This is a genomic window from Streptomyces sp. NPDC005181 (genome assembly GCF_040608395.1).
GTDB lineage: Bacteria > Actinomycetota > Actinomycetes > Streptomycetales > Streptomycetaceae > Streptomyces.
The window spans coordinates 1-14,955 of sequence record NZ_JBEXID010000058.1 but is presented as its reverse complement, the minus strand read 5'-3'; the positions used below and the strand labels follow the sequence as shown (position 1 = coordinate 14,955).

The 14,955-nt window shown below is 65.6% G+C and carries 11 protein-coding genes and 1 pseudogene; 5 read left to right on the top strand and 7 right to left on the bottom strand.

Going from position 1 to position 14,955, the window contains the following annotated elements; all coding sequences use genetic code 11:
* Positions 1 to 8: 8 nt before the first annotated feature.
* The 4 genes from ABZV38_RS28405 to ABZV38_RS28390 form a co-directional block, all read right to left on the bottom strand.
* On the bottom strand, positions 9 to 677 hold the full coding sequence (locus ABZV38_RS28405) for a hypothetical protein (protein WP_356331284.1): 669 nt from the start codon (positions 675 to 677) through the stop codon (positions 9 to 11).
* Positions 674 to 1,141 (bottom strand): hypothetical protein, encoded by a 468-nt coding sequence (locus tag ABZV38_RS28400; RefSeq protein WP_356331283.1) that lies wholly within the window; start codon positions 1,139 to 1,141, stop codon positions 674 to 676. Before ABZV38_RS28400 ends, ABZV38_RS28405 begins: the two co-directional genes overlap by 4 nt.
* Before the next feature lie 28 nt (positions 1,142 to 1,169).
* A complete protein-coding gene (locus ABZV38_RS28395) occupies positions 1,170 to 1,763 on the bottom strand; it encodes a DUF4913 domain-containing protein (protein WP_356331282.1) in 594 nt (197 codons plus the stop codon).
* Positions 1,764 to 1,856: 93 nt separating this feature from the next.
* On the bottom strand, positions 1,857 to 2,117 hold the full coding sequence (locus tag ABZV38_RS28390) for a hypothetical protein (RefSeq protein WP_356331281.1): 261 nt from the start codon (positions 2,115 to 2,117) through the stop codon (positions 1,857 to 1,859).
* Between the two features lie 369 nt (positions 2,118 to 2,486).
* On the opposite strand from ABZV38_RS28390, the gene ABZV38_RS28385 reads away from it, so the two are divergent.
* The 3 genes from ABZV38_RS28385 to ABZV38_RS28375 all read left to right on the top strand — a co-directional run bounded on the left by ABZV38_RS28385 (position 2,487) and on the right by ABZV38_RS28375 (position 6,517).
* Positions 2,487 to 5,009, top strand: a complete 2,523-nt coding sequence (locus tag ABZV38_RS28385) for an NB-ARC domain-containing protein (protein ID WP_356331280.1) — start codon at positions 2,487 to 2,489, stop codon at positions 5,007 to 5,009.
* A gap of 96 nt (positions 5,010 to 5,105) precedes the next feature.
* A complete protein-coding gene (locus ABZV38_RS28380) occupies positions 5,106 to 6,344 on the top strand; it encodes an IS701 family transposase (protein ID WP_356331279.1) in 1,239 nt (412 codons plus the stop codon).
* Positions 6,341 to 6,517, top strand: coding sequence for a hypothetical protein (locus tag ABZV38_RS28375; RefSeq protein WP_356331278.1), 177 nt, complete (start codon positions 6,341 to 6,343; stop codon positions 6,515 to 6,517). Before ABZV38_RS28380 ends, ABZV38_RS28375 begins: the two co-directional genes overlap by 4 nt.
* Before the next feature lie 444 nt (positions 6,518 to 6,961).
* On the opposite strand, the gene ABZV38_RS28370 is transcribed toward ABZV38_RS28375, so the two are convergent.
* The 3 genes and pseudogenes from ABZV38_RS28370 to ABZV38_RS28360 form a co-directional block, all read right to left on the bottom strand.
* Positions 6,962 to 8,134: a DnaB-like helicase N-terminal domain-containing protein gene (locus ABZV38_RS28370; RefSeq protein ID WP_356331277.1), complete on the bottom strand. Its 1,173-nt coding sequence runs from the start codon at positions 8,132 to 8,134 to the stop codon at positions 6,962 to 6,964.
* Positions 8,134 to 8,361: a hypothetical protein gene (locus ABZV38_RS28365; RefSeq protein ID WP_356331276.1), complete on the bottom strand. Its 228-nt coding sequence runs from the start codon at positions 8,359 to 8,361 to the stop codon at positions 8,134 to 8,136. The genes ABZV38_RS28370 and ABZV38_RS28365 overlap by 1 nt, the downstream gene beginning before the upstream one ends.
* Positions 8,358 to 10,146 (bottom strand): annotated as a pseudogene (locus tag ABZV38_RS28360) (TraM recognition domain-containing protein). The gene ABZV38_RS28365 and the pseudogene ABZV38_RS28360 overlap by 4 nt, the downstream one beginning before the upstream one ends.
* A 658-nt stretch (positions 10,147 to 10,804) precedes the next feature.
* Between ABZV38_RS28360 and ABZV38_RS28355 the strand changes: the two are divergent.
* Positions 10,805 to 14,209, top strand: coding sequence for a helicase-related protein (locus ABZV38_RS28355; RefSeq protein ID WP_356331275.1), 3,405 nt, complete (start codon positions 10,805 to 10,807; stop codon positions 14,207 to 14,209).
* A 78-nt stretch (positions 14,210 to 14,287) separates the two neighbouring features.
* On the top strand, positions 14,288 to 14,955 hold a 668-nt coding region (locus tag ABZV38_RS28350), incomplete at its 3' end, for a DUF1156 domain-containing protein (RefSeq protein ID WP_356331274.1).

The following is a 14,955-nucleotide window of genomic DNA, read 5'->3' as shown; positions in this document are numbered from 1 at the left end:
GTGGGGGCTCACTCGATGGTTTCCATCCGGGCGAGCAGTGAACGGACCAGGGTGGGCAGGTGGCCTGGGCCGTCGCTGATCCAGACGTGGTCGGTCGCTTCGCCGAGGACGTACGTGGCGTCGTCGAGGAGGCCGCTGGAGATTTCCATGCAGGCGTCGGTGATCCGGGTGATGGCGAGCAGGGACTCGGAGAGCACGGCGACGTAGTCGCCCGGCGGGAGGTGGGCGGCCTTGGCGGCGGTGCGGATTTCCGTCAACTCCAGGTCGCTGAAGGGGAAGTTGAGCTCGCTGTCCTGTGCGTCGCCGTCGGGCGTGGTGAAGGTCGGGTCCGGGGGTTGTGTGGGGATGCCGACACGGGTGCAGATCTGGTCGACCGAGGTGGTGAGCTCGGCGAGGGACTCGGTGAGCCATCCCAGGGCGGAGGCGTAGGAGGCCAGGGTGAACAGACCCGCCGGCGTCGCGGGGCGCGGCTCGGCGGCCAGGAATTCTTCGAGCCGGTCGTTCAGCTCGCAGAACACCCTGGGTCCGGCCGACAGCGCACCCAGTACGGGGTACAGATAGGAGCGGCTGGCAGCCGTCGGGTACTCGGCGGTGAGGATCTCGGAGACACTCTGCGCGGCATCTGTGAGCAGGCCCGCCAGTTCGGCACGAGTCAGCGGGGCGCGGTCGACGATCATCGGTGGGGAGCCTTTCGGGAAGCGGTGGCAGTGGGCTGGGCCGCCGCCACTGGGAGGGGCGTCGGCTGGTTTGCCGCGTGGGGAGAGCGGGAGCGTGCGGCCTGCACGCGTGCTTCGGCGGCGGAGGCTGTCTCGACGTCCTGGTGAGAGCCGGTGCGCAGGTGGGCCGTGCGGTAGACCGCGTACTCCTTCCGGCTGCCCGCGGCGACGAGATAGACCTCGCGCTTGTGGTGCGAGGTAGGTGGGGCCGGGCGGAACTGGATGACCATCCGATAGGAGACGGATGGGTCGACGTACACCTTGTGAAAACCCGCGAGACGGCCCCTCAATGGCAGGCAGTCGTCACTACCGTGAACCAGGTTCTGTAGCTCCAGCAGCGCCAGATCACGTATCTCGTCGGGGAGTTCGCGCAGGTCAGCGATGGCGTCCGGGTGCGCGGCGAAGGCGAAGCGGGCGTGGCTCACATTGACCTTCCCGGGTTGAGTACGTCACTCATGCCGCCAGCCCCAACGGCTCGGGCGCGGGAGTTGCCAGCACGCGGTGGTTGGGCCGGGTCGGGCTCGTCGTGCACGCGGCGAACGGACCGTCGGGAGCACGGAGGTGGACCAGCGTCTGGTCGAGGTGGTCGCGGTGCCACGTCGAGGGACCGGACAGGCCGGCCTCGGCGTCGGTGAGCTGCTGCCACGCGAGCCAGAGGGCATGCAGCCGGGCCACGGCTTCGGGGTGTTCTTGCCACAGCGCGCACCACGGACGGGTCGTGCTGATCTCTCGCCCGTAGATCGGGAGGAAGAGGTGGTTCACCCAGGCACTGAGGGCGGCGAGTTCGACGGCGTACGCCTCACCGCCCAGGGCAACGATGAACACCGAGGTGGGGGCAGTGGCCGGCTCGGAGCCGGCTGCTGTTGCCGGAGCGCCGTCGGTCGGTCGGGGGGCGGGTGTGGGCTCGGCGCCGAGACGATCGAGGAGGACGCCGTGCTGCCTGACCTCGGCCATGGTCTTGGCGAGGCTGCTGGCGAGGTCGTCGAGGTTCTCGTCGGGGACGCGGAACGGCTCGGGGCCGGGGGCGGTCGTGCTGGTGTCGGGCATGGGGGCGTGCTCCATCTGTGGGACGGCGACATGGGGAAGAGGCTCCGGAGAAGCCGCGATTTGGCCCGGCCGGGAAAACCCGATAGCCGGGCGCTACGCCGCCGCGCAGCGAGGGAAGGGAGGGGCCAGCAACCGCACCGCCCGGGCGGCCTGTTGCGGTACGACACCGTTGCCGAGCGCGGTGAGCTGAGCGGGGCGGCCGAGCCCCGGGGTGGCGGTGACCCAGCCGGCATCGAGGCCCTGCATCCACTCCACGAAGTCGGCACGCAGCCGTCCGGCCGCGTCGGTGGGCACCGGGGCAGGGCGGGTGAGCGTCTCCCATCGGGTGATGGCGGCGCTGCGTACGCACCCCATCGCCGCTCTGCTCCTATTGCCTCCAGAGCGGCAGAGCCACCGCTGGCGAGGGAGTCGGCCGGCCCTTGCGCGGTCGGTGTTCCGCAGTGCCGGCGTCGCGTGCCGCCATCGTTATCTACGGTTGTCAACTCGCTGCACAGCTCACAGCGCCTAAACCCTGTCAGGTACCTCTGGTGTGTCGCCTCGTGCGAACCTCTGGTCGCGCAAATGGAAAAGATGCGCAAATTGCATTAACCGACGCGAATCGGGCCAGGTTCGCAAACGACATGACATGGTTCGCCGGTGGCCTTAGCCTGAACTTCTCTATCTGAGTACCGAGAGGGCAAGAGCATGGGCCTGAGCGCAACCCGTCTGACATGCTTCGCACTTTTGTCGGCGATCGAGGAAGACCTCAGGCTCCGCATTGAGTTCGCCACGTATGGGCTTCCGGTACAGGATGTTTTGGGAGAAGCCCGTATGGCGACTGCGGCCCAGCGCTTCTCGAGAGATCAAGGCGGGACTCTGGACCCCAGCCTTTCTGATTTGCTTCCCTACGTCGAGTTTGCCGATTCGTTCGAGATTCTTAATGCCGCAGGAAGTGAACTCGATGCGCGTGAGCGTGATTTCATTAGGGAAAATACACCCCTTCTGCAGAAGCTCATCCCCGTAAGGAACCGCGTTGCTCACACGCGGCCATTGGAGTTTGATGACCTGTCCACTGCCCTCGACGTAATCAGGCATTTCTCAGTTAGTGCAGAGGTTGATACGCCGAGGTGTGACCAGGTGCTCCTGGAGCTGGAAAGGGATCCATCCTTTGTGTTGGGACTCGAGATCAGGTTTCTCGACGTGCCAACCGATTCCACGCTAAGGCATAATCTCCCTATCCCAGATTTCGATGAGACGGGATTTGTCGGGCGAAAGTCCACAGTCAGATCGCTGATCAAGCACGTCCGAGGGCCCTACCCAGTGATCAGCCTAGTGGGCGACGGAGGAATTGGAAAAACGTCGCTCGCCCTCAAAGCTGCTTACGAAATCTTGGACTCTCCAGACAATCCATTCGATGCAGTCGTATGGACGACTGCGCGCAATTCTCTGCTAACAGCTGGCGAGATTAAGAGAATTCAGGGCGCCGTTAAGGATTCTCTTGGGCTTCTCAGGGTTGCCGCCGAAGAGCTTGGCGGGAAGAATGCTACTGAAGACCCAATGACTGAAGTGCTTGAGTACATGCAGCATTTTAGAGTCTTGCTAATTTTGGACAACCTGGAGACCGTGCTCGACGCGAAGCTGCGGGAGTTTCTCGCGGAACTTCCTAACGGCAGCAAGGTGATTATCACCAGCCGTATCGGTGTCGGCGCCATGGAGATGCCTATCAGGGTTGAACCTCTGGAAAAGGGTGAAGCGATTAACTTGCTTCGCTCGCTGGCTAAAATTCGAAATGTTTCAGCATTGCAAGGAGTGAGTCCTGCCGTCATAGACGGCATCGTTGAGAAGACGTCGGCCCACCCTCTTTACATCAAGTGGTTTGTTTCGGTAGTGCAGTCGGGGCGGCGCCCCGAGGACGCCCTCAACAGCGGGCTCCTACTCGACTACTGCATGTCGAACGTGTACGAGTACATTTCGGATAACGGAAGGCTCGTACTACGATCCATGCAAACTTTGACAGGCACACATAATCAGGCGGAATTGGCCTACCTCAACGATCTCGATGTCAATCGGCTGCAGTCCGCAATCCTCGAGCTGATCACAACCAATTTCGTACTCATGAGAACTGCAACGTCCGGTAATTCTGTGGTGACCGAGTACGAGTTGAGTGAGTTCGCGCTCAGTTACCTCGAAAAACACCATCCGGTGTCCGAGGAAGAGCAACACTGGCTCCGTGATCGCAATGCGAGTCTCTTTGCTTACGGTGAGCAGATCGCCTTGAAATCTAAGCGTGACCGCTACGACGCGAACTCGCTCGATCTACGTGACGCAAAGGACTTCAGTGTCGCAGCCAAACTCTTGGAAGCTTTGAGTCTCATCTACCGGGGCGAACTTTCAATCGCACTGGACATTATTCAGGATGCCCATGAGCTAGCCCCTGATTATCATGAGTGCTTCCGGATCGAAGCCATGGCGAGGGCTGCGGGGCACAACTTTCATGGAGCCAACGCGGCTTTCGAGAAGGCGCTTGGTCTCAACTCGGACAGTTCAGCACTGAATTGGTTTTATGCCCGCTTTTTGATTAATGACTTTGGCCAGCCACAGGCTGGCCTCAGGTTTCTACAGCGTGCCGCGACGATCGATCCTCGAAGTTCGACGATTAGGGTAGAGATCGCCAAGACTCATCAACAATTGGGAAATGATGAGCTTGCCCGGGACACTTGCCTATCGTTGCTTAATAATCCAGAAACTGCCCTAGAAATCAAGTCGCGCATACTCGAGATCTATGTGCGCTCAGCAATGTCTACCGCCAGTAGACTCTACGGGGCTGCGGACTACGCGGGCTGCCTGGAGATTCTCGAAGCATTGAAAGATGCTCTGGAAAGCCTTCAGGGCGTGACGGCTGATGATCTAGTTCGCGACCGCGTGAATTTTGCTAGGAGTCTGTCTCGCGGTGTACGTCTCAAGACAACAGACAAATACCTAGGTCAGGCGGCCACCACTATCAACATTTCGCTTGCGCGATGGCTGGGAGTGAGCTCGAGTGAAGGGGTGGACCGCTCCTATGGAACTGTTAAAACCATCCAGGCGGAGAAAGGTTATGGATTCGTCAAGCCCGCCGACGGCAGTCCAGACACATTTTTCCACGCCACGGATGTTCGGCCTGTAGGGGATTTCGCGCGAGTTCGAGTGGGATCCGAGATTTCTTACAAGAAGATTGTGAAAGATGACAAACGCCGCGCTGTGGAAGTGTGGCTCGTCGAGCGGTAAGTGACTGAGTGCAGGTATCCCATCAGGGCGCGACGGTTTGCCTGGTACTACAGGAGGGCTTCGTGTCTGCCGGGCGGGTGATGCGTTGGGTTGTGTATGGATCGCGTGGATGTGTGGCGGGACGTCGAGCGGTGGGACGGTTGCTTCGAGGACTTCTTCGCGCTGCTGGCCGGGTTGTGGTGCCGGGTCGAACCGCGACTGACGGCTCGCTCGTACGTGAAGGCGTTGCTGGGGCCGGTGGAGCGGAAGAACACCTGGCAGATCGCCGCGCATCTCGGTCACGCCACGCCGGACAAGGTGAAGGATCTGTTGCGCAAGACCACTTGGGAATGGAGTCAACTCCGGGATCGGGTACGGGAGTTCGTCGTGTGTCATCTCGGTGATCCAGACGCGGTGCTGGTGCTGGACGAGACGGCGTTCTTGAAGAAGGGCGCCATGTCGGTCGGGGTGGCGCCGCAGTATGCGGGGATCACTGGGCAGACGGAGAATTGCCAGGTCGCGGTGTTCGCCGCCTATGTCACTCCGTACGGTCGCGCACTGATTGACTTCGCCCTGTACCTCGGCAAGACCTGGGCCGGCGATGGTGGGCGCTGCAAGAAGGCCGGAGTGCCCCGCCAGCGGGCCAAGGCGGTGGCCACCAAGCCCGAGTTGGGCCGCCGACTTGTCGAGCGGACCCGGTGCGCCGGGGTGCCGTTCGCCTTCGTGGCCGCCGATGCGGTCTATGGGCAGGACCGCAAACTGCGTGCCGCTCTGGAGCGCCACGGCAAGGGCTATGTGATGGCGGTGCCGTGCGATGAGACCGTCACCACCCACGGCCGCGGCGCGGAGCGGGTCGATACCCTGGCCGCCGCATTGCCGCTGGTCTTCGAGCGCCGCTCGTGCGGGGCGGGCTCCAAGGGCGAGCGCTACTACGACTGGGCGCTGGTCGAGGTGACCTGGCCGAGTCCGGCCGGGCCGACGCGCAGCGGCTGGGACCACCGGCTGCTGGTACGCCGCTCGATCAGCGATCCGACCGAGCTCGCCTACTTCGCCGTGCATGCCCGTACCGGCACTACGATCACCCGACTGGTGCAGGTGGCAGGGCTGCGATGGGGCGTGGAGGACTGCTTCGAGACCGCGAAGTCCGACTGCGGCCTGGACCAGTACGAGGTCCGCAAGTGGGAGCCCTGGCACCGCCATATCGCCCTGGCCATCGCCGCGTTCGCCTTCGTGTCCATCAGCGCCACCCGCACCGCCCGCCTGAGCGAACCCCGTCAGACGGCCACCGCCCCGGACGACCCCGAACCCGCCATAGCCTGGCCACCCCTGACGCCGCCGAACACCTGGCACCCTTGATCGACTACACCGCCGAGGAGATCCGCCGCCTGCTCCACCAGACCCTCTGGCATCAGACCGTCCCCCACCACGTCGTCTTCACCCAGTCCCTGTGGCGTCGCACCCACCAGGCAGTCGCCCGACGCATCCACTACGAACAGCGAAGACGACGAGCTCTCGAAGCTCCCCTGTAGTACTGGGCGCCATTTCGGTAGACCGAAGTAAGGTGTCAGTTCCGTGTTCTCGGAACGTATCATCGGCGTAGGCTCGACCTGCCTGCTGCCAGATAGTCCTCCGCCTTAGATAAGGGCTGTCCTGCAAATGATCTCCGAGTTGTTAGCGACCTTCTTGAACGAGTCGATCTGGTCATGCAGGTTACGAACGCGAGCGCCTCAGCAGACTGCCACCGACTGACGACGCACCTGCACCCCGCCGGCCGACTGCCTTCCAGAACTACCTCGACCAGCGTGAGCTACCCCGACCGAAATCCTGGCGAACCCTGGGCACCTGACCCGACAGCTTCAAGATCCCCGACAGAGTCAAGCTCAGGACGAACAGACCAGCATTTTCCTCGCTTCGCAGCTCGATGCCCATGCAAGTTGAAGCATCAACCGTGACCGGACAGAGGACGGGGGCTTTCAGCTGTGGCCGCGCGAGGGAGACCGCACGACAGCAGGGCCGGGCGCAGAGCGGGTAGGGGCCGAGGACGGCGGGATTGGGTGTGGCGTGCTGCGAGCGAGAGCGGCGTGCACCCGCGCAGGAGGAGGCCCGTTCGACGAAGAAGCCGGGGCCGGTGACGGCGGAGAGTGGCCGTTCGCCGTCCGCCAGCGGGTACGCACGTCATCGAGTGGACCGAGCGCGTGCAGGGCATGATTGATGAGCTGCCCAGGGGACAGGGACTCGTTCTCTGCCAAGCCCCGAATGGTGCGAGCAGATGTGACGGCGGTGCGGGTGACCGAGGAACGGATCACCTGCTCACCGAGCCACTCGGCGCTACCAGGACCGACACCGTCACAGATGGCGGTGACCTGATCCCCGGACAACATGCCGTCGGCCAGCAGACCACGCCGCTGCGCCTCCCAGAGCAGGGTGATCCGGTCAATGGGCTCACCCCGGTGGTGCAGCGCGCCGAGGCAGCGGTAGAGCTGCCCGTGGGCCGGGTCGGCGAAGTCACCCGGCCGCAGCCAGCCCACCACCTGGCCCATGGCCCTCGGCTGCTCAGCGAGGACGGCAAGAAGGAACCGTTCGTCCTCGGCGACCTGGTCCGCCCGAACCGTCGGCGGCGGGGAGGGTGGGGCGGTCACCGGCGGAGCAGCCGGCGCGACCGGGCGGGGCTCGGTTCCCCACCGTCGTGCGAGATCGTCGAGCACCCCGCTCAGAACGTCCGCGTGGTGCAGGGCTCCCTCGACTTCACCCCGCAGCGCGTCGGCGCGCGCCGCTTGATGCAGGCGGACCGCGTGCTGAGCGATGCTGCGATGGATCGCCCCCTCCAGCACCATGCGGCCGTACGCCGGAGCATGTTCGGGGCGCGGACAGGCCGAGACCAGGGTGTGGGCGTACACCGCGGTCAGCCCTCGTACGTGGAGGCCTGCCTCGTCGACCGCATCGGTCACCCACGACAGCGGTACCGCCCCGTCGGCTGCCAGCGCCGGGTGGTCGTCGGCTCGGAGCTTGCGCAGCGCGGCGAACAGCGCCCGGTGGACCGGCCGGTCGAAGTGATCCGGCGCGAGCCAGTCGAGATGCGAGAGCTGGCCCGGGTCGAGCAGCACGGAGCCCAGTACCGCCTGCTCCGCGCGCAGCAGCGGGTTCATCACTCACTCCCTGCGCCGGAGGCGGGAGGTTTACTCTGCCGGGCACGGAGATCGGCGACCGCCTGGTCGGCCGCGGTCATCGCCTGGGCGAAGCCGTCCAGTACGCCGGTGAACGTGGGATCGGTGGCGAGAATCGAGCCGGCCCCGCTGACCAGCCACCACTGACCGTCACGCAGAACGACCGGCGAGCGTACGAGCCGCCCGGAGCGCGGCGTGGGCGCGCTCATTCCGACAGCCCGAAGTCGTCGCGGCCGTGGGCCTTCGTGAGGGCCCGCTCGGTGATGGCCTTCGTCGCACGCGCCGAGGCCGGGCCGACCACCTTCGCGGAGGGCTCCTTGTACCAGGGCCGCAGATCGAGCATGGCGACCCGGATTCCCGTGGCCAGGAGGAGTGCCTTGCCCTTGGGCAGGGCGCGGATCGCGTCGGGCGGCAGGATCCGCTCGGTGCGCATGCTGATGGAGGTGGACTTGCCGCTGTCGCTGGTGGACACCGAGGTGGTTTGCACGTCGTGGTCGCCGACCTGTCGGCTGAGGCGGTCGGCGAAGTCGGCGTCGTCGATGCCCGATCCGATGATTTTGATGGTGGCGGCGGACCAGAGGGCGTCCATGCCGGCTTCGCCCCAGCATCGCTGGCCCTGCCGGTAGGACTGCAGGATCGTCATGGGGATGACGCCTCGGCTGCCCAGGTGGCTGTAGAGGTCGGGGAGGTCGGAGATCTTGCAGACGTTCGCGGCTTCGTCGAGGACGCAGAGGGCGGGCGGGTCGAGTCGGCCGCCGGAGCGTTCGGCGACGATGACGGCCGCGCGCATCACGGCGTCGGCTGCCGCGGCGATGATCGCGGAGGCGCTGCCGCCGCCGTCCTTGCTGAGGAGGTACAGGGTGTCGCGGGAGGTGGCGAAGGCGAAGGGCTTGAACTCGGGGAGGCCCTTGGCGGGGGTGACCCAGGCGGCGACGTCGGGGTCGAGCAGGCAGCTCGCGTACTGCCGCGCGGTCTCGTAAATGCCGTCGCGGGTCTCGGTCGCGCCGGAGACGGTGCCCTGGAGCTGGGCGGCGACCGCATGGTGGCCGGCATCGGTGAGCAGGTCGACCGGGGTTCGGTCGGCGGGGGAGGCGAGCCAGGCCAGGACGTCGGTGATCGGACGTCGGTGGCCGGCGGCGGCGAGGAACAGGGCGCCGAGCGTGTTGGCGGCGGCGGTGGACCAGAAGTCGGAGCCGGTCGAGTCGTCGACGCTGGCGGCGACGAAGTGCCCGGCAAGGCGTTTGGCTCCGGCGAGGTCGCGGGCGTCGGCAAGGATGTCCCACCACATCTCGCGCGGGTGGTGGGCGATCTGCTGCGGATCGAGGGTCCAGATCGTGCCGACCTTGGCGCGGGCGTCGACCGTCGCGGTGAAAGCGTCGTTCGCCGCCTTGTTACTGGTGAGCAGCACCGGGCCAGGGGCCGCGAGAATCGCGGGTATCGCGAGCCCGGAGGTCTTGCCGGAGCGTGGGGCCATGATCGCGACGATCACGTCCTCCCAGGACGCGCGGACATCGGCCCGCCCAGGGGAAAGGGCGCCGAGCAGGATGCCGCGGTCAGCAGGCGTGACCTCTTTTACACTCCAGGCCGCTGAGGGACGGCCGCAGGCTCCGGGCCTTGGCGGTGATCTGCTTGTCCAGCAGCGGGGCGAGGTCGGCCTTCCGGGCGAGGCCGTTCTTCGCGCCTTCGTGCAGCCGCATCCACAGCACCAGGGCGAGGACGGTGAGGCAGACGCACAGCAGGCCGGGGACGATCCGTGCGCTGACGAGCAGCGCGGTGGCGCTCAGGTGCGGCCACAGCACATCGGGGTGGAGCAGTGCGTCGGCGGCCCTGAACGGGGCCCAGGGCCCGGCGCCGAAGAAGGAGTTGCTGATGTTGCCGGTCAGCCAGGCCAGCGAGCCGAAGGCAAGCGCGACGCCGAGCAGGCCGAAGAGGAGGTAGAGGAGCGCGTCTGAACCGGTGGTGGTTGAGGGTGCGTTGGTACGCGGTGAGGGCATGGCGGTCCTGGGAGTGAGTGCAGACGAGTGATGGGCGAAGGGCGCGGCGCGCTCTTCTGCTGATCATCGGAGAAGTTCCAGTTCTGGCACTGAGTCGGCCGTCGGAGCTATCGGGTGCAGGGAGCACGCGGCCACAGGGTGCTTGTCTACTTACCGCGTTCGCCGGGCGTACAGGTTCGCGAACAAGCCAGCGACGTTGCTGGCGTTTTGCAGGTGAGGGATCGGGGCGTCTCCCCAAAGGGAGGCGAACAGGAGCCCCAATGTTCAGGCTGTCTGGGAGAGGATCCCCAAAAACCCGCGATTTGGCGCGGCCGGAGATCACCGGTAGATGCCGCCGCGTGCCCGAGGTGGCATAGCCGGGGTCGTGGGCGCAGTTCGCACAGGCGGCGCGGGCAAAGCAGACGTTGCTGCGTAAGTCGGCCCAGCGTCCGTCCCGGCGGATGACGGTTGCGACGATGCCGAGCCCGCTGGCCTGGCTGCGTATGGCCACCCATTGGCAGTTCGGGCAGTTGCAGCCGGTAAAAGCCGTGAACTGGATACGATCAGCCTGCCGAGGTTGATCGGCGCCCGGTCATGGAGAGGGTGGGGGCTCATGCGCGCCGACAATGTCAAGCCCGGCATTCGCCTGACCGGGCTGTCATCGGGGACGGTTACTGTCGTGGCTGTCACAGAGATCGGCCACGCTCTGCAAGTCACGATCCGGGATGACCTCGGGCAGTTGTCCGATCAAGTGCTCTTCCCCAGTGACATTGCTTCGCTGCGACCCGAGGCTCCGAGGTCGCGGTGGTCGTTCGACGCCGACCCCGGGCAGTTCCGTCTGGCCGCCGAGGCGCTGCGCATGAGGCATGCGGGCCTGTCGGACCCGATGCTGGCGGTCGAGACCAGCGACATCGACCCGCTGCCCCACCAGATCCGAGCCGTCTACGGGTCCATGCTGGCTCAGTCCGGCTCCCTGCGCTTCCTGCTCGCAGACGATCCGGGCGCCGGCAAGACGATCATGGCCGGCCTGTACCTCAAGGAGCTGCTGCTGCGCGGCGACGTGCAGCGTTGTCTGATCGTTGCCCCGGGCGGGCTGGTCGAGCAGTGGCAGGCCGAACTCGCAGAAAAGTTCGGGATCGAGATGGCGATCTTGACACGCGACCTCGCTGAGGCTGACCGTGACGGCGATCCGTTCCGGCACAACCCGATGCTGATCGCGCGCATGGACCAGCTAGCCCGCAACGAGGAGTGGCAGTCCATACTCGCCGAGTCGGAATGGGACCTCATCGTCGTGGACGAGGCCCACCGCATGAGCGCATCCTGGTTCGGAAACGAACTCAAGCGCACGCGCCGCTACGAACTGGGCCAGCTGCTCGGCAAGATCACCCGGCACTTCCTGCTCATGACCGCGACACCGCACTCCGGGTCGGAAGCCAACTTCCAGACCTTCCTCGCCCTGCTGGACCCCGACCGGTACGACGGCCAGTACCGCCAAGGCGTGCACTCCACCGACACCACCGGACTGATGCGCCGGATGATCAAGGAGGACCTGCTCACCTTCGAGGGTAAGCCGCTCTTCCCCGAGCGCGTGGCTGAGACCGTCGAGTACACCCTCTCCCCGCAGGAGATGCTCCTGTACGAAGAGGTCACCGAGTACGTACGCACGGAGATGAACAGGGCCGAGCAGGCCGACGGCAAGCGGCGCACGGTCGGCTTCGCGCTCACGGTCATGCAGCGACGTCTCGCATCCAGTCCTGAGGCGATCTACCGGTCGATCCGGCGCCGCATCGCCCGGCTGCGCACCCACCGTGAGCAGACGCTGGCGGGCCCGTTCGTTCCCCCGTCCGAGACTTTGTCATTCGATCCAGAGGACTTCGACTCCGACGAGTTGGGAGCCGCCGAGCTGGAGCAGCTGGAGAGCGAGGTCCTGGACGCCGCTACCGCCGCGCGCACCGCAGCCGAGCTGGACGCCGAACTTGCGGTCCTGGCACGTCTGGAGGAGATCGCCCAGCAGGTGCGTGCCTCGGGTGAGGACCGCAAGTGGCAGGAGCTGCGTTCCCTCGTCCTCAAGGCCCGCGAGGATGGCCTGAGCGGTGCCCACCACACGCCGCGCAAGATCATCATCTTCACCGAGCACCGCGACACCCTCGACTACCTCGCAGGCCGCATTACCACCCTGCTGGGCGGCGATGGGGATGCCGTGCGCACGATCCACGGCGGCACCGCGCGACAGGCGCGTCGGGAGATCCGCACCAAGTTCACCAACGACCCGCGCTGCCACGTCCTGATCGCCACCGATGCAGCTGGCGAAGGACTGAACCTTCAGGCCGCGCATCTGATGGTCAACTACGACCTCCCCTGGAACCCCAACCGGATCGAGCAGCGCTTCGGGCGTATTCACCGCATCGGCCAGCGCGAGGTCTGCCGACTATGGAACCTCGTGGCCTCCCAGACCAGAGAAGGTCAGGTCTTCCAGCGCCTGCTGACCAAGATCGAGCAGCAGCGCCGTGCCTACGGCGGCAAGGTCTTCGACGTCCTGGGGGAGAACGCCTTCGCGGACGAGCCCCTCCGCGACCTGCTCATGCGAGCCATCCGCTACGGCGAGCAGCCCGAGGTCCGGGCCTACCTGGACCAGGTCATCGACAACTCTGTGGCCGACGGGCTGCAGGAGCTGATCAAGGAACGCGCACTGGCCACCCCGGACATCGGGCTGGAAGAGCTGGCCGAACTGCGTCGAAAGATGGACGAGGCCCGCGCCCGGCGTATGCAGCCCCACTTCGTGCAGGCATTCGTCATGGAGTCCCTGCGTGCTTTGGGCGGGCGGGCGTCCAAGAGGGAGAAGGACCGGTTCGAGCTGACCCAAGTGCCCGCTGCCCTGCGCGAAGGTCGGCGTACAGTCAGTCCGCGCTACGCACGCATCACCTTCGAGCCCTCGGCCGTGGTGATACCCGGCCGACAGGACGCCGAGCTCGTAGCGCCCGGTCATCCGCTGATGGACGCGATCATCGCCGAGATCCTGAACAGGTACGGCGACGCCCTGACCCGCGGAGCCACCTTCCTGGACCGGACCATCACCACCCCCCAGCTCGTGTTCGCCCTCCTGGAAGAGCTCTCGGACGGACGCGGCACCGCGATCAGTAAGAGGTTCGAGTACGTTTCCGTGCTGCCAGACGGAACCGCACAGCCGGCAGGCACCGCCCCGTACCTCGACCTGTCCCTGTCGGCAGGTCTGAACCTTGAGCAGCACACCGCGCTGGCCCTTGCCATCAACGCCGAGCTGTCCACGGCCTGGCTAGCCGAAGGCGTGGAGAAGATCGCCCAGACCTGGGCGATCCAGCACGGTCTCCCCGAGCATCGCGCCGACGTCGCCGCTCGCGTCGTCCCGGCCGTCGAGCGCACACGCAAACTTGTACGGCAGCGGCTGCTGGCGCAGATGAACTACTGGGACGGCGAGTCGATCAAGCTCGCCGAGGCGCAAGCGGCCGGCAAGAAGATCCGCATCTCGCCGGCAACCGCACGTGACCGCGCCCGATCGCTGGAGGCCCGGCTCGATCACCGTCAAGGCGAACTTGACCTCGAAACCCAGGTCAACGTGCACCCGCCACATATCATCAGCGCCGCGCTCGTCCTGCCCGCTACGGTCATCCCGGGAGCCGACGGCGAACAGCCGACACCTGGCAGCTTCGCTCTGGACACCACCGTCACCGAACGTCGGGCCGTCGACGCCGTACTGGCTGCCGAGCGTCGGCTCGGCCGAGAACCTGAGGAGATGGCGCACTCCAATAAGGGCTTCGATATCCGTTCCCTCAAGCCTGACGGCCACCTGGTCTTCATCGAGGTCAAAGGGCGAGTGCTGGGCGCTGACAACTTCACCGTCACCACCAGCGAGGTTGGCTACGCCAAGAACGCCGAGCCCGAGTACCGGCTCGCCCTGGTCGCTGTCGACCCTGATACCCCTGACGGGTCGAACGACCGGGTCCGCTACGTGCTCAACCCCTTCGCTGACCTGGTCTTGGACAAGTACGTCGACGATCTTCGCCGGAAGTGGAAAGCCGAATGGGAGCGCGGTGTAGAACCACGCTGACGCAGAAGATCCACACGCTTTCATCAGTCGACGCCACCCGAGGCACCATTCGAGCGCCTCGGAATCTAAAGTGAACAGGTGAACACCGCAGTGCAGCCCGGAACGCCGTCAGGTTCTGTCCCTCGACGCAAGCTCATCGAGGTCTCCCTCCCGCTGGAGGACATCAACGCCGAGTCGGCCCGAGAGAAGTCGATCCGACACGGACATCCCTCCACGCTGCACCTGTGGTGGGCCCGCCGGCCCTTGGCGGCGGCGCGGGCGGTGCTGTTCTCCCAGCTCGTCGACGACCCGTCTTCGCATCCCGAGCTGTTCCCCACAGAGGAGGAACAGAAGAAGGAGCGCGAGCGCCTACACGGGATCATCCGACGGCTGGTGGTTTGGGAGAACAGCAACGACGAAGGCTTGTACCGCGAGGCGCGCGAGGAGATCCTCAAGAGTACGGGAGGGAACCCGCCAGCGATTCTGGACCCGTTCGCGGGCGGCGGCACGATCCCGTTGGAGGCGCAGCGCCTGGGCCTGGAGGCACATGCCAGTGACCTCAACCCGGTGCCAGTACTAATCAACAAGGCCCTCATCGAGATCCCGCCGAAGTTCGCGGGACAGCCGCCCGTCTTCCCGGGGGCTGCGGAGAGTCGGTTGGGGGCTTGGCCGCGGGCTACAGGTCTGGCGGAGGACGTGCACCGCTACGGCGCGTGGATGCGCGAACGGGCTCAGGAGCGTATCGGACACCTGTATCCCAAGGCGCA